General features: G+C 44.8%; 22 protein-coding genes, 1 other RNA gene and 1 other annotated feature. Of the genes, 19 read left to right on the forward strand and 4 right to left on the reverse strand.

Translation table 11 applies throughout. The annotated features are described in order from the left end of the window. The first annotated feature begins 27 nt into the window (after window positions 1–27). Complete coding sequence (gene yajC, locus BLL41_RS06165; protein ID WP_003237527.1) at window positions 28–294, forward strand: preprotein translocase subunit YajC; 267 nt, start codon at window positions 28–30, stop codon at window positions 292–294. 53 nt (window positions 295–347) lie between these two features. Here the strand turns inward: yajC and BLL41_RS06170 are convergent, their stop codons facing one another. Further along, on the reverse strand, window positions 348–737 hold the full coding sequence (locus BLL41_RS06170; RefSeq protein ID WP_032727405.1) for a TIGR04086 family membrane protein: 390 nt from the start codon (window positions 735–737) through the stop codon (window positions 348–350). Between the two features lie 197 nt (window positions 738–934). Here BLL41_RS06170 and BLL41_RS06175 point away from each other — a divergent pair, with 197 nt between their 5' ends. Beyond that, the gene (locus BLL41_RS06175) at window positions 935–1,591 is read left to right on the forward strand and encodes a DUF421 domain-containing protein (RefSeq protein ID WP_071577168.1); all 657 of its coding nucleotides are present in this window, start codon (window positions 935–937) and stop codon (window positions 1,589–1,591) included. A gap of 3 nt (window positions 1,592–1,594) precedes the next feature. On the opposite strand, the gene spoVB is transcribed toward BLL41_RS06175, so the two are convergent. Beyond that, window positions 1,595–3,151: a stage V sporulation protein B gene (spoVB, locus tag BLL41_RS06180; protein WP_071577169.1), complete on the reverse strand. Its 1,557-nt coding sequence runs from the start codon at window positions 3,149–3,151 to the stop codon at window positions 1,595–1,597. Between the two features lie 115 nt (window positions 3,152–3,266). On the opposite strand from spoVB, the gene comN reads away from it, so the two are divergent. From comN to dtd, 8 genes are all read left to right on the forward strand, one after another. Then, a complete protein-coding gene (gene comN, locus BLL41_RS06185) occupies window positions 3,267–3,563 on the forward strand; it encodes a post-transcriptional regulator ComN (protein ID WP_003229735.1) in 297 nt (98 codons plus the stop codon). A 38-nt stretch (window positions 3,564–3,601) separates the two neighbouring features. Then, window positions 3,602–5,815, forward strand: coding sequence for a protein translocase subunit SecDF (secDF, locus tag BLL41_RS06190; RefSeq protein WP_040082294.1), 2,214 nt, complete (start codon window positions 3,602–3,604; stop codon window positions 5,813–5,815). Window positions 5,816–5,969: 154 nt separating this feature from the next. Beyond that, the gene (locus BLL41_RS06195) at window positions 5,970–6,467 is read left to right on the forward strand and encodes a cation:proton antiporter regulatory subunit (RefSeq protein WP_071577170.1); all 498 of its coding nucleotides are present in this window, start codon (window positions 5,970–5,972) and stop codon (window positions 6,465–6,467) included. A 74-nt stretch (window positions 6,468–6,541) separates the two neighbouring features. Further along, entirely contained in the window at window positions 6,542–6,865 is a 324-nt protein-coding gene (locus BLL41_RS06200; protein WP_003229740.1) for a LapA family protein, read from the forward strand. 66 nt (window positions 6,866–6,931) lie between these two features. Beyond that, window positions 6,932–9,292 carry a single-stranded-DNA-specific exonuclease RecJ gene (gene recJ, locus BLL41_RS06205; RefSeq protein WP_071577171.1) on the forward strand — a complete coding sequence of 787 codons (2,361 nt, stop codon included), beginning with the start codon at window positions 6,932–6,934 and terminating at the stop codon, window positions 9,290–9,292. Window positions 9,293–9,297: 5 nt separating this feature from the next. Further along, window positions 9,298–9,810 (forward strand): adenine phosphoribosyltransferase, encoded by a 513-nt coding sequence (locus tag BLL41_RS06210; RefSeq protein ID WP_029727134.1) that lies wholly within the window; start codon window positions 9,298–9,300, stop codon window positions 9,808–9,810. Between the two features lie 167 nt (window positions 9,811–9,977). Beyond that, the gene (gene relA, locus BLL41_RS06215) at window positions 9,978–12,182 is read left to right on the forward strand and encodes a GTP diphosphokinase (RefSeq protein WP_003229747.1); all 2,205 of its coding nucleotides are present in this window, start codon (window positions 9,978–9,980) and stop codon (window positions 12,180–12,182) included. A 12-nt stretch (window positions 12,183–12,194) separates the two neighbouring features. Continuing rightward, entirely contained in the window at window positions 12,195–12,635 is a 441-nt protein-coding gene (dtd, locus tag BLL41_RS06220; protein WP_071577172.1) for a D-aminoacyl-tRNA deacylase, read from the forward strand. Window positions 12,636–12,660: 25 nt separating this feature from the next. Here dtd and BLL41_RS06225 read toward each other — a convergent pair whose 3' ends face one another. Further along, window positions 12,661–14,217 carry an N-acetylmuramoyl-L-alanine amidase family protein gene (locus BLL41_RS06225; RefSeq protein ID WP_071577173.1) on the reverse strand — a complete coding sequence of 519 codons (1,557 nt, stop codon included), beginning with the start codon at window positions 14,215–14,217 and terminating at the stop codon, window positions 12,661–12,663. 132 nt (window positions 14,218–14,349) lie between these two features. On the opposite strand from BLL41_RS06225, the gene BLL41_RS06230 reads away from it, so the two are divergent. From BLL41_RS06230 to BLL41_RS06250, 5 genes are all read left to right on the forward strand, one after another. Beyond that, window positions 14,350–14,520, forward strand: coding sequence for a YrzK family protein (locus BLL41_RS06230; protein WP_014664807.1), 171 nt, complete (start codon window positions 14,350–14,352; stop codon window positions 14,518–14,520). A 59-nt stretch (window positions 14,521–14,579) separates the two neighbouring features. Next, window positions 14,580–14,812: a binding site (T-box leader), on the forward strand. 89 nt (window positions 14,813–14,901) lie between these two features. Then, on the forward strand, window positions 14,902–16,176 hold the full coding sequence (gene hisS, locus BLL41_RS06235) for a histidine--tRNA ligase (RefSeq protein WP_071577174.1): 1,275 nt from the start codon (window positions 14,902–14,904) through the stop codon (window positions 16,174–16,176). Window positions 16,177–16,189: 13 nt separating this feature from the next. Continuing rightward, window positions 16,190–17,968 (forward strand): aspartate--tRNA ligase, encoded by a 1,779-nt coding sequence (aspS, locus tag BLL41_RS06240; RefSeq protein ID WP_071577175.1) that lies wholly within the window; start codon window positions 16,190–16,192, stop codon window positions 17,966–17,968. A gap of 60 nt (window positions 17,969–18,028) precedes the next feature. Further along, window positions 18,029–18,221, forward strand: a non-coding RNA gene (gene ssrS, locus BLL41_RS06245) — 6S RNA. 81 nt (window positions 18,222–18,302) lie between these two features. Further along, window positions 18,303–19,067, forward strand: a complete 765-nt coding sequence (locus BLL41_RS06250) for a tRNA threonylcarbamoyladenosine dehydratase (protein WP_071577176.1) — start codon at window positions 18,303–18,305, stop codon at window positions 19,065–19,067. A 39-nt stretch (window positions 19,068–19,106) separates the two neighbouring features. Here the strand turns inward: BLL41_RS06250 and BLL41_RS06255 are convergent, their stop codons facing one another. Further along, window positions 19,107–20,372: a replication-associated recombination protein A gene (locus BLL41_RS06255; RefSeq protein WP_071577177.1), complete on the reverse strand. Its 1,266-nt coding sequence runs from the start codon at window positions 20,370–20,372 to the stop codon at window positions 19,107–19,109. A gap of 202 nt (window positions 20,373–20,574) precedes the next feature. On the opposite strand from BLL41_RS06255, the gene cymR reads away from it, so the two are divergent. From cymR to BLL41_RS06275, 4 genes are all read left to right on the forward strand, one after another. Continuing rightward, window positions 20,575–20,991, forward strand: coding sequence for a cysteine metabolism transcriptional regulator CymR (gene cymR, locus BLL41_RS06260; protein WP_003225879.1), 417 nt, complete (start codon window positions 20,575–20,577; stop codon window positions 20,989–20,991). 18 nt (window positions 20,992–21,009) lie between these two features. Beyond that, window positions 21,010–22,152, forward strand: coding sequence for a cysteine desulfurase family protein (locus tag BLL41_RS06265; protein ID WP_071577178.1), 1,143 nt, complete (start codon window positions 21,010–21,012; stop codon window positions 22,150–22,152). Window positions 22,153–22,179: 27 nt separating this feature from the next. Beyond that, window positions 22,180–23,295, forward strand: coding sequence for a tRNA 2-thiouridine(34) synthase MnmA (mnmA, locus tag BLL41_RS06270; protein WP_071577179.1), 1,116 nt, complete (start codon window positions 22,180–22,182; stop codon window positions 23,293–23,295). 85 nt (window positions 23,296–23,380) lie between these two features. Beyond that, entirely contained in the window at window positions 23,381–24,001 is a 621-nt protein-coding gene (locus BLL41_RS06275; protein ID WP_202926392.1) for a tetratricopeptide repeat protein, read from the forward strand. Window positions 24,002–24,025 lie beyond the last annotated feature (24 nt).

The raw sequence follows: 24,025 nt of genomic DNA on the forward strand, positions 1-24,025 counted from the left end.
ACAGGCTTACAGAAAGGGGTGAAAATGATGACTGGCACTTTAGGCACATTGGTTCCTATTATTTTAATGTTTGCGGTCCTTTACTTCTTGCTGATTCGTCCTCAGCAAAAGCAGCAAAAGGCTGTACGCCAAATGCAGGAGGAACTGAAAAAAGGCGATTCAGTAGTGACAATCGGGGGATTGCACGGTACTGTTGACTCTATCGATGAGAGCAAAGTCGTAATTAAGACTGGTGAAAACACACGTCTTACGTTCGACCGTCGCGCGATCAGAGAAGTTTCTGCTGCTGAATAACAGCAGGAGCTATACATAGCAAACAAAAAAAGAGCGGGTGAGCCCGCTCTTTTTTATGTGGAAGACCTGTTTCCCCTCATGTTCACACCGAAAATCCCGCCCAGCATGCACACCCCTAAAAACCCCAGATGGAAGAGCAGCTGTTCTGCCGTAAATGTCTTTCCGAATCCTAAATACTGAAACAATAAGATAATCAGAGAAAAACTTAAGGCGGTCAATGCGCCAATCATCCAGCCTCTTTCCTTGCCTTTCCCGCCTGAAATGAATCCGCCGATAAATAAAGAGAGAAATGAGATAGCGGTGATCAGCCAGTTAAATGATGACTCTTCCAGCGAGGTTGCGGTCAATAAAAGTGAAACCGCTAAGCTTGTCAGGAGCATGGCTGAAAATATGGCGATTAAGCCGTAAAGAATGCCTTTTCCAACTTGTTTCGTTTCCTCCATGATTGTCTCCTCTCTGCCTGTATTAAAAGGCTTCTGTTCTTTTTGTGCAAAACCGTCAGACATGCTGATGGCTCGTCTTTGTAAAAATGTATTCCCTTAACCCTTGAATTAGACGTAAAAGCTTTATGAAATACAATCGGTTTTTCTTACATAAATTGTTCGTTTTGTTGCATCCTATGATGAGTCGGAGGTGCATGATGGAAGAGCTTCTCACTATTGCGTTTCGCACAATCGTATTGTATTTTGTGATACTGATCATTTTTCGTTTTATGGGCAAACGGGAGATCGGGGAGCTTAGCATTTTAGACCTCGTTGTCTTTATCATGATGGCTGAAATTGCCGTTTTGGCCATAGAAAACGTAGAAGATCATTTATTTCACACCATTTTGCCAATGCTTGTATTAATGGTTATTCAAGTGACATTCGCATACTTATCTTTAAAAAACCGAAAAGTCCGCCAGCTTCTTGACGGCAAGCCGACCATAATTATTAAATATGGGAAAATTGACGAAGACGCCATGAGATCACAGCGGTATAATTTTGATGATTTAATGGTTCAGCTCAGAGAAAATAGTATCGACAGAGTAGCTGATGTATCATTTGCCATTTTAGAACCGTCGGGCAAACTGACTATTGTAAAGAAAGAAAATAGCGGAGAGCATCGGCAGCTCGACTTGCCGCTCATCCTTGACGGCTCCATTCAAACTGAAAACCTGTCCAGAATCGGTAAAGATAAACAATGGCTGCTTGAAAATTTGCAAAAACACGGATACACAAACCCTTCTGATATTTCATTTTGCTCGTTTACAGACGGAGAATTATATATTGATGAAAAAGATGGGCACCGTACGTGACCATTATCGGATGATCAAACGTCCGATAATGGGAATGCGGCGAAGCTCATCTTTTTTAATTAAACGGAAAACGAGCAGGAGGGCAATGTAAATAGCAGCGCTCACCGCAATCCATCCGGTGAGGTTCACAGCCTCAGATGCTCCAAAATGAATATATTGTTTGATGGCGGAGCTGATGAATCCGCAAATCACAATAACAGCGAAGCTGAGTGCGTATTCCTTAATTTTGATGCTGATCGGCAGCACTTTGCTTACGGTTGCTGCATGCAATAGCGTGACGAGCACCATGCCTGTGACAATGGCTAATGCCGCCCCCATAATGCCAAGAGACGGCCTTGTGGCAAGGACAAAAATAAGGCCTGTTTTGACAAGCGCTCCGATTAAGCTGTTCATCATCGCAGCTCCTGCCAAATTAAGCGCCTGCAGCACAGCTTGAAGTGGGCCTTGGAAATAATAAAGCAGAAAAAACGGGGCCATCACTTTTATAAATACAGCTGCGCTTGAGGAACCGTACATCACTCTCATCAGCTCATCCGCAAATACAAATAAAATAACAACTGAAATGCCTCCGCTGAGCAGACAGAGACGCATCGCCTGTTCCAAGCGGTATTCCACCACCTGCAATTTTTTCTGCTCCATTCCTTCACTGATCGCAGGAACAAGCGCGGTCGACAAAGAATATGTAATAAAGCTGGGCAGAGTCAGCAGAGTCATAGCAAAGCCGGTCAGTTCACCGTATTGCTTTGTTGCGGAAATTGTCGCCACACCTGCAATGGCAAGGCTTTGAGCGACGACAATCGGCTCGAAAAACCAAGAGAGGTTTCCGATAAAGCGGCTCCCGGTAGTTGGAAGGGATACGCTCATTAATTGGGTAAAGGTTTGTTTTCCATTTTTAATTGACTGGAAAAAATGCTTTCTGATTTTAATTGTTTTTTTATACTTAAAGCAAACAAATAAATAAAGAAGTGATGCCAGCTCACCTGCCACTGAGGAAAGCATTGCCCCCGCTGCAGCATATTCAATTCCGTAAGGGAGAAAAATCGTCGTGCAGACAGCCACGAGTGAAATACGGACGACCTGTTCAAGGACTTGTGACATTGCGAGCGGGTTCATATTCTGTTTTCCTTGAAAGTACCCCCTCAGCACACTCGATATAGCAATAATCGGCACAACCGGCGTAATGGCCAGAAGCGGGTACAGTGTTCGTTTATCTGTCAGCATCGTTTCAGCCATAACCGGGGCGAAAAACAGAAACAGCGGTGTAAAGATGAGGCTGAGCACTCCCGTGATGGTCAGAGACATGACTAAAATGTTTTTCGTTTTTTGATGATCTCCGCGCGCACTGGCTTCAGCGACAAGCTTGCTGATCGCGACCGGCAGACCGAACTGAGTTAATGTAGTGGCCAAGAAAAAGGTAGGCGCCGCCATCATGTAAAGCCCGACCCCTTCTTCACCGATAAAACGGGCGATAACCACCCGGTTGACAAACCCGAGCATTCTTGTAACCATCCCTGCTGCGATAAGAATAAGAGTGCCCTTTAAAAACGTCTGTTTCGCCATTTTTACCCCCTGCCTTCTCAAACTACCTGGAATCATATACAATAAAGATATGCGTATATATCGTCCAAGCATGACAAGTCTTCATGAAAAACAATAAAAAAGGAGCGTGGAATTCATGGAGAAGCATCCCGCCGATCTATATAAAGACCACGTCAGGCCGTTTCTTTACAGCAAACTGGAAGAGTTTAAGATTCTCGGGTATGATGATGTTGAACTTGAAAGTTTGTGGTCATACTTAACAGATAAGAAGTGGAAAAAGAAAACGGAACTGAATATTTATGAACTGGCGAGTGATATTTTATCAGTGAAAATTGGCGAATTTATGAATTATGCAACCGTTGAGTCATTCAAAACGTCTAATTGGCTGGGCAGTGAAGAAGGACAGGAAGCATTGGAAGAACTGCTGAGATAGCAGATTGATTCGCACAGGTTTAAGGGAGGATATACATAATGAAAAAAGGACGCTTGATTGCGTTTTTCCTTTTCGTTTTATTGATCGGCACGGGCTTGGGCTACTTTACGAAGCCTGCCGCTAACAATATTACGTTAGGATTGGATTTGCAAGGCGGATTTGAGGTGCTGTATGATGTACAGCCTGTAAAAAAAGGTGACAAAATCACAAAAGACGTTCTGGTCAGCACAGTAGAGGCGTTGAACCGCCGGGCCAATGTTCTTGGTGTCAGCGAACCGAACATCCAAATTGAAGGGAATAACCGGATTCGCGTTCAGCTCGCTGGGGTGACAAACCAAAACAGAGCGCGTGAAATTCTGGCAACTGAAGCGCAGCTTTCTTTCAGAGATACGAATGACAAAGAATTGTTGAATGGCTCCGACCTCGTCGAAAACGGAGCTAAACAAACATATGACGCCAAAACAAATGAACCGATTGTCAGCATTAAACTGAAAGATGCTGATAAATTCGGCGAAGTGACCAAAAAGGTTATGAAAATGGCGCCAAATAACCAGCTTGTCATTTGGATGGATTATGAAAAAGGGGATTCCTTTAAAAAAGAGGTTCAAAAAGAGCACCCTAAATACGTATCAGCTCCAAATGTAAGTCAAGAATTAAACACAACAGACGTTACAATAGAAGGGAAATTTACGGTTCAAGAAGCGAAAGATCTAGCAAGCATTTTAAACGCAGGTGCACTTCCTGTGAAACTGACTGAAAAGTATTCGACATCAGTAGGCGCACAATTTGGACAGCAGGCTCTCCATGATACGGTGTTTGCCGGTATTGTCGGTATCGCAATTATTTTCTTATTTATGCTTTTCTATTACCGTCTGCCGGGATTTATCGCGGTGATTACGCTATCCGTTTATATCTACATTACACTCCAGGTCTTTGATTGGATGAATGCTGTACTTACGCTTCCGGGGATTGCCGCGCTCATTCTAGGGGTAGGGATGGCGGTTGACGCCAACATCATCACCTATGAGCGGATTAAAGAAGAGCTTAAGCTAGGCAAGTCAGTCCGCTCTGCCTTCCGTTCAGGAAACAGACGGTCTTTTGCAACAATTTTTGACGCGAATATTACAACGATTATTGCCGCGGTTGTGCTCTTTATCTTTGGGACAAGCTCTGTTAAAGGGTTTGCGACAATGCTGATCCTGTCGATTTTGACAAGCTTTATTACTGCTGTTTTCTTATCAAGATTTCTTCTCGCTCTCCTTGTTGAAAGCAGATGGCTTGATCGGAAAAAAGGCTGGTTTGGTGTTAATAAGAAGCATATTATGGATATTCAGGATACGGACGAAAATACAGAGCCGCATACGCCGTTCCAAAAATGGGATTTCACGAGTAAACGCAAATATTTCTTTATTTTCTCCAGTGCGGTCACGATTGCCGGGATTATTATCCTGCTTGTGTTTAAGCTGAATCTTGGCATTGACTTCGCAAGCGGTGCACGGATTGAAGTGCAAAGTGACCATAAGCTGACGACAGAGCAAGTTGAGAAGGATTTTGAATCTCTGGGTATGGACCCTGATACTGTTGTTCTGTCAGGTGAAAAGAGCAATGTCGGTGTTGCCCGTTTTGTTGGAGTGCCTGATAAAGAAACGATTGCCAAAGTAAAAACGTACTTTAAAGACAAATACGGGACAGAGCCGAATGTCAGCACAGTTTCACCGACAGTCGGTAAAGAGCTGGCGAGAAACGCGCTGTACGCAGTTGCTATAGCTTCTATTGGCATCATCATTTACGTTTCAATCCGGTTCGAATACAAAATGGCGATTGCCGCAATCGCTTCACTGCTATATGACGCATTCTTCATCGTCACGTTCTTCAGTATTACAAGGCTGGAGGTTGATGTTACGTTCATCGCAGCCGTCTTGACGATTATCGGGTATTCGATTAACGATACAATTGTTACATTTGACAGGATTCGTGAGCATATGAAAAAGCGCAAGCCGAAAACATTTGCCGACCTGAACCATATTGTAAACCTAAGCCTGCAGCAAACCTTTACACGTTCAATTAACACGGTATTAACTGTTTTAATTGTTGTTGTGGCATTGCTGATCTTTGGAGCATCTTCTATTTCTAACTTCTCAATTGCTTTATTGATCGGGCTGTTAACAGGCGTTTATTCCTCTCTCTACATTGCCGCACAGATTTGGCTTGTATGGAAAGGGAAAGAATTGAAAAAAGATCCGGCGCAATAAAAAAACAGGCTGTCCTCTGCGGGACAGCCTGTTTTTTGAAGTTTCATTGAACTTAAAATAGACATTTGCTATAATGACATACGCTTACATTTAAACATATATATGGTGTTAAACGTGTTTGTGACTGGTTTTCAGATATGTAGGAGGGTTTTATATGAGGGTTCGCGAATCAGAGCTGCCGGGCATAGGACAAAAAGTTGAAATGGTTACTAGAAATCGTGATAAAATTTCAATTATCATTCATCATGACGGACGGAGAGAGCTTTACTATTTTGACGAAAACGACCATGAAGAATGTGTTGCCTCCGTGCAGTTTGATGACGCTGAAGCAAGGCAAATTTCTGCAATTCTTGGCGGAATGGCATATAAACCGAAAGCAATAGAACAGGTCGAGTCAGCCCTTGATGATTTAATGATAGAGTGGTGTAAAGCAGAGGCGGGAGCGCCTGCCATTCATCAGACGATTGGTGATTTGGATGTGGGGCAGGAATATCATGTGACGGTCATTGCAATTATTAAGAAGAATCAGGATAAACAACTAAATCCGAGCTCTGAAACAGTCATTGATGAAGGCGATACACTTGTCATGTCCGGTGAGGGAAACGGACTGAAGAGGCTGATCCGGGAAAAATTGACCGCAAACATGGCTTAACACTAGGTTAAGCCATGTTTAAAACCAGTCTTGATAGGGAAAGTTACCTCAATAAGAAGTTTGGGGGAAAGAGAATGAATAAACAATGGACCATTATTTTCGCACTTATTTTTACCTTAATCGTAGCTATTTTTGCAGTCATTAACGTTCGATCCGTAGAAGTTGATTACCTGTTTGGCAGGTCAGAGTGGCCGCTCATTCTTGTTATTTTAGGCTCGGTTTTAATGGGAGCGCTCATCGTATTTTCTGTCGGCATTTTTCAAGTGATGAAATTAAAGCGGGAAATCAAAACGCTGCGGAAAGAAAATAGAACTGCAATACATAAACAAGAGGATACCCATCTAGCTGATCAGACCGACACACAGGATGCTTCAGCCATGATTGAGAAAAAAGACTAGTTTTCGAATATTATTTGAAACCCCTCAGCCTGCTCTAGTATAATAGGGTGGTTGAGGGGTGAATTTATGTTAGCGTCAAAAATGCGATGGGAAATCCAGCGACCAGATCAGGATAAGGTCAAATCACTCACAGAACAATTGCATATAACACCTCTTGTTGCGTCCCTGCTTGTAAAAAGAGGCTTTGATACGGCAGAAAGCGCGAGGCTGTTTTTACATACAAAGGATGCCGATTTTTATGATCCTTTTGAAATGAAAGGCATGAGAGAAGCGGCAGATCGAATAAAACAGGCGATTTCACAACAAGAACAGATTATGATATATGGCGATTATGACGCCGATGGGGTTACCAGTACGTCAGTGATGCTTCACACGCTGCAAAAACTATCGGCTCAAGTTGATTTTTATATACCTGACCGTTTTAAAGAAGGCTATGGACCTAATGAACAGGCGTTTCGTGCGATTAAAGAACGGGGCTTCTCTTTGATCATTACGGTTGATACAGGAATTGCCGCTGTGCATGAAGCGAAGGTGGCGAAAGAACTCGGGCTGGATGTCATCATTACAGATCATCACGAACCGGGACCGGAGCTTCCGGATGTCCATGCGATCGTCCACCCGAAGCAGCCGGGCTGCACTTACCCGTTTAAAGAGCTTGCAGGGGTCGGAGTCGCGTTTAAGCTGGCCCATGCTTTATTGGGTGAACTTCCGGATGAACTGCTTGACCTGGCGGCAATCGGCACCATTGCTGATCTTGTCCCGCTGCATGACGAAAACAGATTAATTGCAACACTAGGACTTGAAAGGCTCCGGCGGACAAACCGGCTCGGCTTAAAAGAACTGATTAAGCTGTCAGGCGGAGACATCGGAGAAGCGAACGAAGAAACTGTCGGATTCCAGCTCGCACCAAGGCTGAATGCCGTCGGAAGAATCGAACAGGCGGACCCAGCTGTTCATTTGCTCATGTCAGAGGATTCGTTTGAAGCGGAAGAGCTTGCCGCAGAAATTGACCAGCTGAACAAAGAACGCCAAAAAATGGTCAGCAAAATGACGGATGAAGCGATTGAAATGGTTGAACGGCAAGGGCTCGATCAAACTGCAATTGTCGTGGCAAAAGCCGGATGGAACCCGGGAGTCGTCGGGATTGTGGCTTCAAAGCTTGTGGACCGTTTCTATCGCCCTGCTATTGTGCTTGGCATTGATGAAGAAAAGGGGATCGCTAAAGGTTCGGCCCGAAGCATCAGGGGATTTAATTTATTTGAGAGTCTTTCTGAATGCAGAGATATTCTTCCTCATTTCGGCGGCCATCCAATGGCAGCGGGGATGACGCTGAAAGCCGAGGATGTGCCTGATTTGCGAAGCAGGCTGAATGAAATAGCGGACAATACGCTTACGGAAGAGGATTTTATTCCTGTACAGGAAGTCGACCTTGTCTGCGGCGTCGAGGACATTACAGTTGAAAGCATCACAGAAATGAACATGCTGTCCCCTTTTGGCATGCTGAACCCGAAACCGCACGTTCTCGTAGAAAACGCAGTACTGGAAGATGTCCGCAAGATAGGCGCAAATAAAACTCATGTCAAAATGACGATCAAAAATGAGTCGTCTCAGCTTGATTGCGTCGGTTTTAATAAAGGTGAACTCGAAGAAGGCATCGTACCGGGATCGAGAATTTCCATTGTCGGTGAGATGTCAATCAACGAATGGAACAATCGGAAAAAACCGCAGCTTATGATAAAGGACGCCGCTGTTTCTGAATGGCAGCTGTTTGATTTAAGGGGAAAACGGACGTGGGAAGACACAGTTTCCACCCTTCCATCTGCTAAACGGGCCATTGTCTCTTTCAAAGAAGACTCAACAACACTTCTTCAAACTGAAGGACTTCGTCAAGAAGTGCAGGTCATCAGCTCAGAAGATCAAGCAAAGGCGTTTGACCTCGATGGTGCATATATTGTATTACTGGATCCGCCGCCTTCGTTGGACATGCTCGCACGTTTGCTGGAAGGAAAGGCGCCTGAGCGGATATATTTTATTTTTCTCAATCATGAGGACCACTTTTTATCAACTTTTCCCGCAAGAGACCACTTTAAATGGTATTATGCGTTCTTGCTGAAAAGAGGCGCTTTTGATGTGAAAACACACGGTTCAGAGCTTGCAAAACATAAAGGCTGGTCCGTTGAAACAATCAATTTCATGACAAAGGTGTTTTTTGATCTCGGTTTTGTTAAAATAGAGAATGGTGTGCTGTCTGTTGTGAGCGGAGCAAAAAAACGTGACTTAACAGACTCACAAACATATCAGGCGAAACAGCAGCTGATGGAACTGGATCAAAAGCTGAATTATTCTTCTGCTGAAGAGCTGAAGGAATGGCTGAATAAGCTGATGAAACAAGATTCAGAGGCTTATGAAAGTACGAGGAGGACATAAAACAGATGGATTTAAAACAATACGTAACAATTGTACCGGATTACCCGAAAGAGGGCGTGCAATTTAAAGATATTACGACACTGATGGATAAAGGCGATGTATACCGCTATGCCACAGATCAAATTGTTGAATATGCGAAAGAAAAGCAAATCGATTTGGTCGTTGGCCCTGAAGCGCGCGGCTTTATTATCGGCTGTCCTGTTGCTTACGCGCTTGGCGTAGGTTTTGCGCCGGTCCGCAAAGAAGGCAAATTGCCTCGTGAAGTAATCAAAGTGGATTATGGCTTGGAATACGGAAAAGACGTATTAACGATCCACAAAGATGCGATTAAGCCTGGTCAGCGTGTGCTTATTACAGATGACCTGCTTGCGACAGGCGGCACAATTGAAGCGACGATCAAACTTGTTGAAGAGCTTGGCGGCGTTGTTGCTGGTATCGCTTTCTTAATCGAGCTTTCTTACCTTGACGGCAGAGATAAGCTGGAAAATTACGACATCTTAACATTGATGAAATACTAAGGATAATCGCATAACGAAAAAGCACTCCATGTCAGGGTGCTTTTTTCCTATTGTTTTGCATTTATTTTATATAATATTTGGCTAATTGAACTTCTGCTCTTTACATCTTTCGTTTTTTTCTTGATAATAAACTACAATACAGTTTACATTCTAAAAAAGGTGATTCCATGGCGAACGAACAAGTATTGACTGCCGAGCAAGTTATTGATAAAGCGCGCAGCTATCTATCTGATGAGCATATCGCATTTGTCGAAAAAGCATATCTGTACGCTGAAGATGCTCATCGCGAGCAATACCGCAAATCGGGCGAGCCATATATTATTCATCCGATTCAGGTTGCGGGGATACTCGTCGATCTTGAAATGGACCCTTCCACAATCGCGGGCGGATTTTTGCACGATGTCGTGGAAGATACAGATGTGACGCTCGATGACCTGAAAGAAGCATTTTCCGAAGAAGTGGCAATGCTTGTAGACGGCGTAACGAAACTCGGCAAAATTAAATATAAATCTCAAGAGGAACAGCAGGCGGAAAATCATCGCAAAATGTTTGTCGCTATGGCTCAAGATATCAGGGTCATATTGATCAAGCTGGCGGATCGTCTTCACAATATGCGGACACTGAAACATCTGCCTCAGGAAAAACAGCGGAGAATCTCCAATGAAACGCTGGAAATTTTTGCTCCTTTGGCGCATCGTCTCGGGATCTCAAAAATTAAATGGGAATTGGAAGATACGGCGCTCCGTTATTTGAATCCTCAGCAATATTACAGAATTGTCAACCTCATGAAGAAGAAACGTGCAGAACGTGAGCTTTATGTCGATGAGGTTGTCAATGAAGTGAAGAAACGTGTCGAAGAAGTGAATATCAAGGCTGACTTCTCGGGACGTCCGAAACATATTTACAGCATCTATCGAAAAATGGTGCTGCAAAATAAGCAATTCAATGAAATTTACGATTTGCTGGCTGTCCGTATTCTTGTGAATAGCATAAAGGACTGCTATGCGGTGCTCGGCATCATTCACACATGCTGGAAACCGATGCCCGGCAGATTCAAAGATTATATTGCAATGCCGAAGCCAAATATGTATCAATCGCTTCATACAACGGTTATTGGGCCTAAAGGCGATCCGCTGGAAGTGCAGATCCGCACCTTTGAAATGCATGAAATAGCGGAATACGGGGTTGCGGCTCACTGGGCTTATAAAGAAGGGAAAGCAGCCAATGAAGGTGCAACCTTTGAGAAAAAGCTTTCTTGGTTCCGTGAAATTTTAGAATTTCAAAATGAATCGACAGATGCAGAAGAATTTATGGAATCGCTCAAAATTGATTTGTTCTCTGACATGGTGTATGTCTTTACGCCAAAAGGAGATGTAATCGAGCTTCCGTCCGGTTCTGTTCCGATTGATTTTTCTTACCGGATTCACTCTGAGATCGGCAATAAAACAATCGGTGCCAAAGTAAACGGAAAAATGGTTACGCTTGACCATAAGCTTAGGACAGGTGATATCGTTGAAATTCTCACCTCTAAGCATTCCTACGGTCCGAGCCAGGATTGGGTGAAGCTTGCCCAAACATCCCAAGCGAAGCATAAAATCCGTCAATTCTTTAAGAAACAGCGGCGTGAAGAAAATGTCGAAAAAGGCCGTGAACTGGTCGAAAAAGAAATAAAAAACCTGGATTTTGAATTGAAGGATGTTTTAACGCCGGAGAATATTCAAAAGGTTGCTGACAAATTTAATTTCTCAAATGAAGAAGATATGTACGCAGCGGTCGGTTACAACGGCATTACAGCTCTGCAAGTGGCAAACCGCTTAACAGAAAAAGAGAGAAAACAGCGCGATCAGGAAGAACAGGAAAAGATCGTTCAGGAAGTCACTGGGGAACCTAAGCCATACCCTCAAGGAAGAAAACGGGAAGCTGGTGTTCGCGTCAAGGGCATCGACAACCTCCTTGTCCGTTTATCAAAATGCTGCAATCCTGTGCCGGGTGACGATATTGTCGGCTTTATCACAAAAGGCAGAGGGGTTTCGGTCCATCGCGAAGACTGTCCGAATGTCAAAACGAATGAAGCCCAAGAGCGGCTGATCCCGGTAGAGTGGGAACATGAGTCACAGGTTCAAAAGCGCAAGGAATACAATGTTGAGATAGAGATTCTTGGGTATGACCGTCGCGGATTGCTGAACGAGGTACTCCAGGCAGTGAATGAAACGAAAACAAATATTTCATCTGTCTCTGGCAAATCGGATCGCAATAAAGTGGCAACCATTCATATGGCGATTTTTATTCAGAACATCAATCACTTGCACAAAGTCGTCGAGCGTATTAAACAGATTAGAGATATCTACTCTGTGCGCCGCGTCATGAACTAAAGGGGTTAGAAAATGAGATTAGTTGTTCAGCGAGTAACAGAAGCAAGCGTTACAGTGGACGAAGAGGTCGTCGGCCAAATTGGACAAGGCCTCATGGTGCTGGTCGGCATCACTCACGATGACACAGAAGAGGATGCAGCTTATTTAGCCGATAAAGTTGTCCATCTCCGTATTTTCGATGACAGTGAAGGAAAAATGAATCTGTCTCTTTTAGATATAGGAGGAGAGATTTTATCCGTCTCACAGTTTACGCTTTATGGAGATACGAAAAAAGGGCGCCGGCCGAACTACATGAACGCGGCCAAACCTGATAAAGCTTTAGGTCTTTATGAAAAATGGAATGACCTGCTTCGTGAAAAAGGAATCAAAGTAGAGACCGGAACGTTTGGAGCCATGATGGATGTTCAGCTTACAAACTCCGGACCGGTCACGCTTATGATGGATTCAAAATAAAAAAGCTGCCAAGAGGCAGCTTTTTTTATTGGAAGTACTTCTCTAATCCGCTTTCGATCCCATCTGTTACTTTTTCTTGGTATGAATTGCTATGTACAACGGCTTCTTCCTGCGGATGGCTTACATATCCCAGCTCATACAGCATAGCGGGCTGTCTGTTTTCCCGGAGCACATAATAATCCCCGAATAATACGCCGCGATCTGGAATGGAAGACCGCTTTACCACTTCAGAGTGTACATCTGATGCGAGTTCCTGATCTTTGGCAGGGCTGTAGTAGTATGCAGTACTGCCTCTTGTAGAGGTATCCGCATAGCTGTCATAGTGAATGCTGATAAAGGCGTCAGCGTTGCGATAGTGAGACGTGGAGACCCGTGACTGCAGGCTGACAAAGGTATCATCCTGGCGTGTCACATACACATCTGCCCCAGCCGATCTAAGTTTGCTGGCGAGCAGTTTTGCCGTTTTGATCGTCAGGTTTTTCTCGAATTTCCCCGAATACCCAATCGTTCCGCTGTCTTTTCCTCCGTGTCCCGGGTCAACAATAATCGTTTTATTGTTTAGAGAGCCGTTTCCAGACGGGGAATCAGAGACTGGCGGTTCACCTGCTTCTTCTGCGCTTTTAGATGTTTGGACCACCCAATTGGCTACATAAGCAGTCTGCCCGTTATCAAGTTTGATTTCATACCAGCTTCCCTTTGAACCGGTAATGGGGTATGAATCTCCTTTGGCAGCACGCTCAACGATCGGAGCTGATGTTGAGGCATCGCTTCTTAAATTCGTTCCTCCGTACATAATATAGGCTTTTTTAGCGGGGGACGAACTGCCTGCATTTGCTGAATTCTCAGCTGGTTCAGAATCAGTCAAAAGGTAATGGCTTGCAACCCAGCCTTTCAGCCCATTCACCTCAATGTGAGCCCAGCCATTTTTCTCGTTGAGAACCGTCAGTTTCGTTCCGCGGTCAAGTTTTGTTATAATTGCCGCGTTATGTGAGGCGGAGGCTCTTACATTTAGTGAAGAAACACCGACTGTGCCCGTCGTTGACGTACCGGAATCCTCAGTTTGGTCACTCTCATTAGATGCTGAACTGCTGCCTCCTGACGTAACATACTCAGATGACACCCATCCGGTGGCATTTTGATAGGATATTTTGACCCAGCCCGAATCTTTATCAATGACAGATGCTCGGCTGCCTTGAGGGAATTTGCCGATGACTTCGTATGAAGTACCCGGGCCGGTTCTCATCCGCAGATCGGGGTCTGTTGATGTCACAGTGTCACTGCTTCCTGAAGAGCTTGTGCTGGCCTGGTCTTCCTTTGTAATTAGCCAGGAGACTACCCAGCCCTTTTCTCCGGAACCCAGCTGGATCTGCACCCAGTCTCCATCTTCCTTTAAAATGGGATAGTGTTCTCCCTTTTTTACTTCCGCTGTAATGCCGTAGCTAAGCCCCGGACCGCTTCTGACATTCATTTCATCTGTTGCGATGACTGCTTCTCCTTGAGCGGCTGTAACGGATGAAAATGTCGGGAAAAGTGCTCCGGTGAAAATAATACATACAATAAGGACAAAGTATTTCTTGCTCATTGTGTCCTCCTTTCTGATGATCATTAAAAAAGCATTCTTGTTTAATATCGTAAAGTCCTTTCTGATTTTTAAATAAAAATAAAATGATTTGTTTATACTAAGCGTAAATACAATCAAAAAGGTGTGCAAATCATGAAATATCATCCAAAAATGGGACGGGCATTTCAAGACGGTGAAGCAAATCTGCATTACAGCGATCACGCAGATCCCGATACGACTGGTTATCTTACAGAAACAGCATCTGAATTTGGCCTTATGTCAAAAGAAGCAGCGCTAAGGAAAAACAACCGGAATAAAGCTTGACAGAGAACCCCAATCCCATTATTATAATAGAAATTGAGTACATAGCAAATGATGAAAGATTTGAACCAATAATGGAGAAGAGTAGGTCAGATTGCATGGCTAGAGAGGAACCCGCCCCAGGCTGAAAGCGGATCCCATTGCGTCTTTCTCGAAACAACACTCCGGAGGTTTCCTGCTGAACGCGTGAATAACGTCATTAGGCAGTGAACGTGAACCTGCGTTAAAGGATCGAGCGGGAATATGAACATATTCCAACTAGGGTGGCACCACGGGTATAACTCTCGTCCCTACTATCATGTATAGTAGGGGCGGGAGTTTTTTTCATTTTCATCATGAACGACAATTGTATATTTTAAAAGGAATACATAAGGAGGTCTACTTATGGGATATAACATTCCAAGAGGAACACAGGATATTCTGCCTGGAGAATCAGATCGCTGGCAGTTTGTTGAACAAATTATGAGAGACACTTGCCGCACTTATCAATATAAAGAAATTCGCACACCGATTTTTGAGCATACAGAACTGTTTGCCAGAGGCGTCGGAGAATCAACAGATATCGTACAAAAAGAAATGTATACCTTCGAGGACCGCAAAGGCAGAAGCCTGACGCTTCGTCCGGAGGGAACAGCTGCTGCGGTTCGCGCTTTTAATGAAAACAAGCTGTTCGCAAATCCTGTACAGCCGACAAAGCTTTATTATGTAGGGCCGATGTTCCGTTATGAACGTCCGCAGACGGGCCGTTACCGCCAGTTTTATCAGTTTGGAATTGAAGCGATTGGCTCGAAAGACCCAGCAATTGACGCTGAAGTGATGGCGCTTGCGATGAGTATTTATGAAAAAGCAGGTTTAGAAAACGTTAAGCTTGTCATAAACAGCCTCGGCGATCAAGCTAGCCGCAAAAGCTACAGAGAAGCGCTCGTGAAACACTTCGAGCCCCGCATCGAAGAATTTTGTTCAGACTGCCAGTCCCGGCTGCATACAAATCCGCTTAGAATTTTGGACTGCAAAAAAGACCGTGATCATGAGCTGATGAAATCGGCACCTTCCATTTTGACATATTTGAATGAAGAATCAGCCGCTTATTTTGAGAAAGTGAAACAATACTTAAACGATCTTGGCATTTCGTATGAAATTGATCCAAACCTTGTCAGGGGGCTGGATTATTACAATCACACCGCATTTGAAATTATGAGCAATGCGGAGGGCTTTGGCGCGATTACGACACTTGCCGGCGGCGGACGCTACGACGGACTTGTCGAACAGATCGGCGGACCTGAAGCGCCGGGTATCGGATTTGCGATGAGCATCGAACGCCTGCTTGCTGCAATTGACGCTGAAAAAAAAGAGCTGCCTGTTGATCAGGGAATCGACTGCTATATCGTCACACTCGGCGAAAAAGCCAAAGATTATTCTGTTTCATTGGTGTACAAACTGAGAGAAGCAGGCATTTCCAGTGAAATCGATTATGAAAATAAGAAAATGAAAGGCCAGTTTAAAACAGCTGACCGCCTGAATGCGAGATTTATTGCGATTTTGGGTGAAGATGAACTTACCCAAAACAAAATCAATGTTAAGGATGCACAGACGGGCGAACAGATTGAAGTGGCACTAGATGAATTTATACATGTGATGAAGGCAAACCAAAAGGGATAAGGAGTGAAACGCATTGTTTGGAAGAACATATTATTGCGGTGATATAACTGAAAAAGCAATTGGCGAATCTGTAACGCTGAAAGGCTGGGTCCAAAAAAGACGGGACCTCGGCGGATTGATTTTTATTGACTTGCGTGACCGTACGGGAATTGTTCAAGTCGTTTTTAACCCTGATGTGTCAAAAGAAGCGCTTGCTGTTGCGGAAGGCATCAGAAATGAATACGTGCTTGATGTTCAAGGAAAAGTGGTGGCGAGGGAAGAAGGAACAGTCAATCCGAATTTGAAGACAGGCGCGATCGAAATTCACGCTGACGGAGTGACAGTATTAAGTGCTGCAAAGACGCCTCCATTTGCGATTTCTGATCAAGCAGAAGAAGTGTCAGAGGACGTTCGTTTAAAACACCGTTACTTAGATTTGCGCAGACCGGCTATGTTTCAAACGATGCAGATGCGCCATAATGTGACGAAAGCGGTCCGCAGCTTTTTAGATGAAAATGGGTTTCTTGATATTGAAACGCCGATTTTAACAAAAAGCACGCCTGAAGGCGCACGTGACTACTTGGTGCCGAGCCGTGTGCACGAAGGTGAGTTCTACGCGCTGCCGCAGTCTCCGCAGCTATTTAAACAGCTCCTGATGGTATCAGGCATTGAACGATATTATCAGATTGCCCGCTGTTTCCGCGATGAAGATTTGCGTGCGGACCGCCAGCCTGAGTTTACGCAAATTGATATTGAAATGTCCTTTATGAGCCAGGAAGACATTATGTCATTGGCTGAAGAGATGATGGCAAAGGTTATGCGTGAAACAAAAGGTGTGGAACTTAAGCTTCCTCTTCCTCGAATGACGTATGATGAAGCAATGAACAAGTACGGTTCTGATAAACCGGATACGCGTTTTGACATGCTTTTGACGGATGTGTCTGACATTGTAAAGGATACGGAATTTAAAGTGTTCTCCTCAGCTGTAGCAAACGGCGGCGTGGTCAAAGCCATCAACGTAAAAGGCGGTGCCGGCGATTACTCCAGAAAAGACATCGACGCTCTTGGCGCTTTTGCTGCAAACTACGGGGCAAAAGGGCTTGCCTGGGTGAAAGTTGAGGCAGACGGAGTGAAAGGCCCGATCGCTAAATTCTTTGATGAAGAAAAGCAGTCTAAGCTGATTGAAGCACTTGATGCTGCTGAAGGTGATTTGCTGCTGTTCGGAGCAGATAAATTCGAAGTTGTGGCCGCATCACTCGGCGCCCTGCGCTTAAAGCTTGGAAAAGAACGCGGACTGATTGACGAAAAATTGTTCAATTTCTTATGGGTCATCGACTGGCCGCTCTTAGAGCATGATCCGGAAGAAGGCCGTTTTTATGCAGCGCACCATCCGTTCACAATGCCTGTCCGCGCAGACCTTGAGCTGATTGAAACAGCTCCTGAAGAGATGAAAGCACAAGCCTATGACCTCGTTTTAAACGGCTATGAGCTTGGCGGTGGTTCAATCCGTATTTTCGAAAAGGATATTCAAGAAAAAATGTTTGCGCTTCTCGGCTTCTCACCAGAAGAAGCGGCTGAACAGTTCGGATTCCTGCTGGAAGCATTTGAATACGGCGCTCCTCCGCACGGCGGAATCGCACTCGGCTTAGACCGTCTCGTTATGCTTCTCGCTGGACGTACGAACCTGAGAGATACGATTGCATTCCCGAAAACGGCAAGCGCAAGCTGCTTGATGACAGAAGCGCCGGGAGAAGTAAGTGACGCTCAGCTTGAAGAGCTTCATCTTTCTATCAAGAAAAAAGTTAAGAACTGAATGTGCAGTTCGATTCTTGAAAATCAAAATCGTCTGTGATATGATTTTGACAAGTTAAATAAAGTCCTGATGTGTTAGTTGTACACCTAGTTTTGACCGAACATTTTTTTGATTTGGGAGCCCGCATTTTTAAATGGCGTACATGCCTCTTTTCATTCGGTAAAGAGGACTTACAAGATTTAAAAGAGGGCACCCACCTGCTGAGAGCGGGTTCAAAACAAAGGAAAGCTGCAACGGCACTATTGGGACTTTATTTTTTGTGCGCAGAAAAACGGCTGCTCATGGATCAGCCATTTTATAGATGAAACCAGAATACGAATGTGGAGTGAGGTTCTTGTTACACCAGTTTTCACGCAATGAATTAGCTATCGGAAAAGAAGGCCTTGAAACGCTGAAAAACAGCACGGTTGCTGTCCTTGGAGTCGGCGGAGTCGGATCGTTCGCGGCGGAAGCTCTCGCGCGGTCAGGCGTCGGCCGCATTCTGCTTGTAGACAAAGATGATGTCGACATTACAAATGTAAACCGTCAGCTTCACGCGCTGCTTTCAACGGTCGGACAGCCGAAAGTTGATTTAATGAAGGAGCGGATCGCTGACATTAACCCGGAGTGCGAAGTGATCGCGTTAAAAATGTTCTATACGGAGGAAACGTATGAGCAATTTTTTGACTATAATCTTGACTATGTCATTGATGCGTCAGACACCATCTGGTATAAAATTCATTTAATGAAAGAATGTCTGAAACGGGATATTCCGCTCATCTCCAGCATGGGTGCAGCAAATAAAACGGATCCGACACGCTTCCAAATCGCTGATATTTCAAAAACGCACACTGATCCAATTGCGAAGGTCGTCCGTACGAAATTGCGCAAAGAGGGCATCAAAAAAGGCGTTCAAGTGATTTTTTCTGACGAAAGCCCGATTGTCATTCGGGAAGATGTCAGAAAAGAAGTGGGAAATGACGAAGCGAAAATCCGTAAAGCAAAAATGCCGCCATCTTCTAATGCTTTTGTGCCGTCAGTCGCAGGTTTGATTATGGGCGGACATGTTGTCATGGATCTTTTGAAAGACATTGAAATCAAACGCGTAAAGGATAAATAACGCATAAAAACAGCCTTGAAGAGCAAGGCTGTTTTTGTTTTATTTTCTTTTCATTAATTTGTCGTACACCTGCTTTAAGGCGGATTCGAACTTTCCTGTCTGTTTCGGTTTGTAATATTGCTTATTCTTCAAAGGATCAGGGAGATATTGCTGTTCGACCCATCCATTGTCGTAATTGTGCGGGTATTTATAGTCGATTCCTCTTCCTAATTCCTGAGCTCCTTTATAATGCGCGTCCTTTAAGTGCTTCGGAACATCTCCGATTTTTCCGGCTCTAATATCAGCCAGAGCCTCATCGATTGCCAGAATGGCCGAGTTTGATTTCGGTGAGAGACAGAGTTCGATGACTGCGTTGGCCAGCGGGATTCGCGCTTCGGGAAATCCGACTCGCTCAGCGGTCTGAATAGCGTGCAGCACTCTCGGACCGGCTTGCGGGCTTGCTAAGCCGATATCTTCATAGGCGATGACGAGCAGTCGTCTTGCGATGCTCTCTAAATCACCGGCTTCAATTAATCTTGCCAAATAGTGAAGTGCAGCGTTGGCATCCGAGCCGCGGATCGATTTTTGAAAAGCGGACAACACATCATAATGCGCGTCACCATCTTTATCGTGAGAAAAGCTCTTTTTCTGCAGACATTCTTCAGCGGTTGCTAATGTAATATGAATCACACCGTCTGCTGACTCCTTCGTTGACAACACGGCCAGCTCAAGTGCATTTAAAGCGGAGCGGACATCTCCTCCGCATCCGTGGGCAAAATGCTCCATCGCCTGATCATCAATGGTTACAGAATATGTGCCAAGGCCTCGATGTTCATCATGAAGGGCCCTTTCCAGCGCTTGTTTGATCAGTTCAGGTGTTAACGGCTCAAGCTCAAAAATCTGGGTCCGGCTTCTGATCGCCGGATTAATGGCATGATACGGGTTAGCCGTCGTTGCTCCGATCAAAATGATCATCCCATTTTCTAAATAGGGTAATAGAAAATCTTGTTTTCCTTTATCCAGCCTATGGACTTCATCCAGAATCAAAATCACTTGACCGGTCATTTTGGCTTCTTGGGCTACGATTTCCATATCTTTTTTATTGTTAATGACAGCATTCAGCTTTCGAAAAGCAATACTTGTTGAACCGGCGATTGCTGTGGCGATTGATGTTTTTCCAATTCCGGGCGGCCCGTACAAAATCATGGATGACAAATGTTTTGCCTGGACCATTCTGCCGATAATTTTATCTTCAGCCACCAGATGCTGCTGGCCGATAATATCCTCTATTTTTGTCGGACGCATCCGATATGCCAATGGCTTCATCTATCATCTCTCCTTACTTAATTACAGGGTAACGGAAAACCGTACATTAGAAAAGGGGGAAGGCCCGTTTCCTTCTGCCTCAATGAAAATTCGCTGAAGGTATGTTATAATAACAGTTGGTCTATTAGATAATAAACGGACGAAACATATAGAAATTACCATTATAAATGTGGAAAATCATGAAATAACAGAGGTGTTCATGTTGAAAATATCAACTAAGGGAAGATACGGGCTCACCATTATGATCGAGCTTGCAAAAAAGCATGGTGAGGGCCCGACTTCATTAAAAAGCATCGCACAGACGAATAATTTGTCCGAGCATTATTTGGAGCAGCTGGTATCGCCGCTCCGTAATGCCGGTTTAGTGAAAAGCATCAGAGGCGCATATGGCGGATATGTATTAGGCAGTGAGCCGGATGCCATTACGGCAGGAGATATTATCCGTGTGCTAGAGGGGCCGATCAGCCCTGTTGAAGTGCTGGAAGACGAGGAGCCTGCCAAGCGTGAGCTTTGGATTCGCATCCGAGACGCTGTAAAAGAGGTTTTAGACAGTACAACATTAGAGGATCTTGCCAGCTATACAGACGGAGAGCAAGAAGCTTATATGTTCTATATTTAGATCAGAGGTGTAAACATTATGGAACGGATTTATTTAGATCATGCCGCAACATCTCCGATGGATGAGCGCGTGCTGGAAAAAATGATACCGCATTTCTCAGGCAATTTCGGTAATCCATCCAGTATTCACTCATTTGGCAGAGAATCTCGAAAATGGGTGGATGAAGCAAGAGCGCAGATTGCAGCAGAAATCGGAGCGGCAGAGCAGGAGATCATTTTTACAAGCGGGGGAACGGAAGCTGATAACTTGGCGATTATGGGAACCGCGCTTGCAAGAAAAGATCTGGGCAGACATATCATCACGACAAAAATTGAACATCATGCTGTGCTTCACACATGTGAAAAACTTGAGGAAGACGGATTTGACATAACGTATCTGGACGTTGACCAAAATGGAAGAGTCAGTGCAAAACAGGTGAAAGAAGCACTGCGTGATGATACAATCCTTGTGACAGTGATGTATGGAAATAATGAAGTCGGAACAGTGCAGCCGATCGATGAAATCGGTGAGCTGCTGAAGGAACACGAAGCGTATTTTCATACCGATGCTGTTCAGGCGTTCGGGCTGCTGCCAATTGATGTGAAAAACAGCCATATTGATCTTCTGTCTGTTTCCGGGCACAAGCTCAACGGGCCAAAAGGGACAGGCTTTTTATATGCTAGTAAAGATGTGAAGCTTTCACCGCTATTATTCGGAGGAGAGCAAGAAAGAAAACGCCGTGCCGGAACAGAAAATGTTCCTGGCATTGTCGGGCTGAAAGAAGCGATCAAGCTGTCAAGTGAAGAACGGGACGAAAAAAACGAGAAGTATCAATCGTTTAAAGCAATCTTTGCCGACACGCTTAAAGTTGCAGGTGTGGCATTCGAGATCAACGGGGACAAAGAGCATAGTCTGCCGCATGTTCTGAATCTTTATTTCCCCGGTGTGTCGGTGGAAGCGCTGCTGGTCAATCTTGATATGGCGGGTGTCGCTGTCTCAAGCGGTTCAGCATGCACGGCCGGTTCAGTTCTGCCGTCACATGTTCTGACTGCTATGTTCGGAGAAGAGAGTGACCGTCTGACGTCCTCTATTCGAATCAGCTTCGGCCTCGGCAATACGGCTGAGCAAGTGAAAACTGCTGCCAAACATGTGGCCGACGTTGTCAAACGGCTGACACAATAAGGCGGCTTAGTTATTGGAGTGAATGAAATGGAAAAACGGCCGGAGGATACAAGAGTCGTCGTCGGCATGTCCGGCGGAGTAGACTCATCTGTGGCGGCCCTGCTGTTAAAAGAACAGGGCTATGATGTAATTGGAATCTTTATGAAAAACTGGGATGACACGGACGAAAACGGTTTTTGCACGGCGACAGAGGATTATGAAGATGTGATCCGCGTCTGCAACCAAATCGGAATCCCATATTATGCCGTAAACTTTGAAAAGCAATATTATGAGAAGGTATTTCAATACTTCCTTGATGAATATAAAGCAGGCAGAACACCAAACCCGGATGTACTGTGCAACAAAGAAATTAAATTCAAGGCATTTTTGGAGCACGCATTGTCACTAGGCGCCGACTATTTGGCGACTGGCCACTATGCAAGAGTAGACAGAAGCGGCGGAAAAGTAAGAATGCTGCGCGGCCTTGATGAAAACAAGGATCAAACGTACTTCTTGAATCAGCTGACAGAGGAAACTCTAAGTAAAGTCATGTTCCCGATCGGCGAGCTTCAAAAAAGCCGTGTGCGTGAAATTGCCAAAGAAGCAGAACTTGCAACGGCGACGAAAAAAGACAGTACAGGCATCTGCTTTATCGGCGAGCGTAACTTTAAAACGTTTCTCAGCCAATATCTCCCTGCACAGCCGGGCGATATGATGACGATGGACGGAGAAGTTAAAGGCCGCCACGACGGGTTGATGTACTACACGATCGGACAGCGTCACGGCCTTGGCATCGGCGGAAGCGGCGAGCCGTGGTTTGCGGTAGGGAAAGATCTTGAAAAGAACATCCTCTACGTAGATCAAGGGTTCCATAACCCGCTTTTATATTCCGACAAAATCACAGCAACAAATATCAGCTGGGTACGTTCGGATATCATGAAGGGCGAAGAGCTTTCTTGCACGGCTAAATTCCGTTACCGCCAAGAAGATCATAAAGTGACGGTGCGCATGACTGGCGAGGGTGAAGCGGAAGTCATCTTTGATGAACAAGTCCGCGCTGTAACGCCGGGACAAGCCGTTGTCTTCTATGACGGTGAAGAATGCCTTGGCGGCGGGACAATTGATGATGTGTACAAAGACGGAACAAAATTGTGGTACGTATAAAAGATGAAAAACCTCAACACTGAGTTGGGGTTTTTTAATGAAAGGAAGATGATCGGTGGATTATAATCAACTCGGTATAGAGGCGATGCAGGAAGGCGATTACGAGAAAGCGGCAGAGGCATTTACAAAAGCGATAGAAGAAAATAAAGAAGACGCAATTCCGTATATCAATTTTGCCAACCTGCTTTCATCCGTAAACGAGCTGGAACGTGCGCTTGCGTTTTATGATAAAGCGCTTGAATTAGACAATAGCGCAGCCACTGCTTATTATGGAGCAGGAAATGTCTATGTTGTAAAAGAAATGTACAAAGAAGCGAAAGACATGTTTGAAAAAGCGCTTCGTGCGGGGATGGAAAACGGCGATCTGTTTTACATGCTCGGAACGGTTCTTGTCAAGCTCGAACAGCCTAAGCTTGCATTGCCATATTTACAAAGAGCGGTCGAACTGAATGAAAACGATACGGAAGCACGCTTTCAATTCGGGATGTGCTTAGCCAATGAGGGCATGCTGGACGAAGCGCTCAGCCAGTTCGCAGCTGTAACAGAGCAAGATCCCGGGCATGCAGATGCGTTTTATAATGCCGGTGTCGCTTATGCTTATAAAGAGAACCGAGAAAAAGCGCTGGAAATGCTGGACAAGGCGATCGATATCCAGCCAGATCATATGCTTGCGCTTCATGCTAAAAAACTGATCGACCCATCATAACAGGCACAGGAGGAGGGACAGCTC

Source organism: Bacillus sp. FMQ74, assembly GCF_001875785.1.
GTDB classification, from domain to species: domain Bacteria; phylum Bacillota; class Bacilli; order Bacillales; family Bacillaceae; genus Bacillus; species Bacillus stercoris.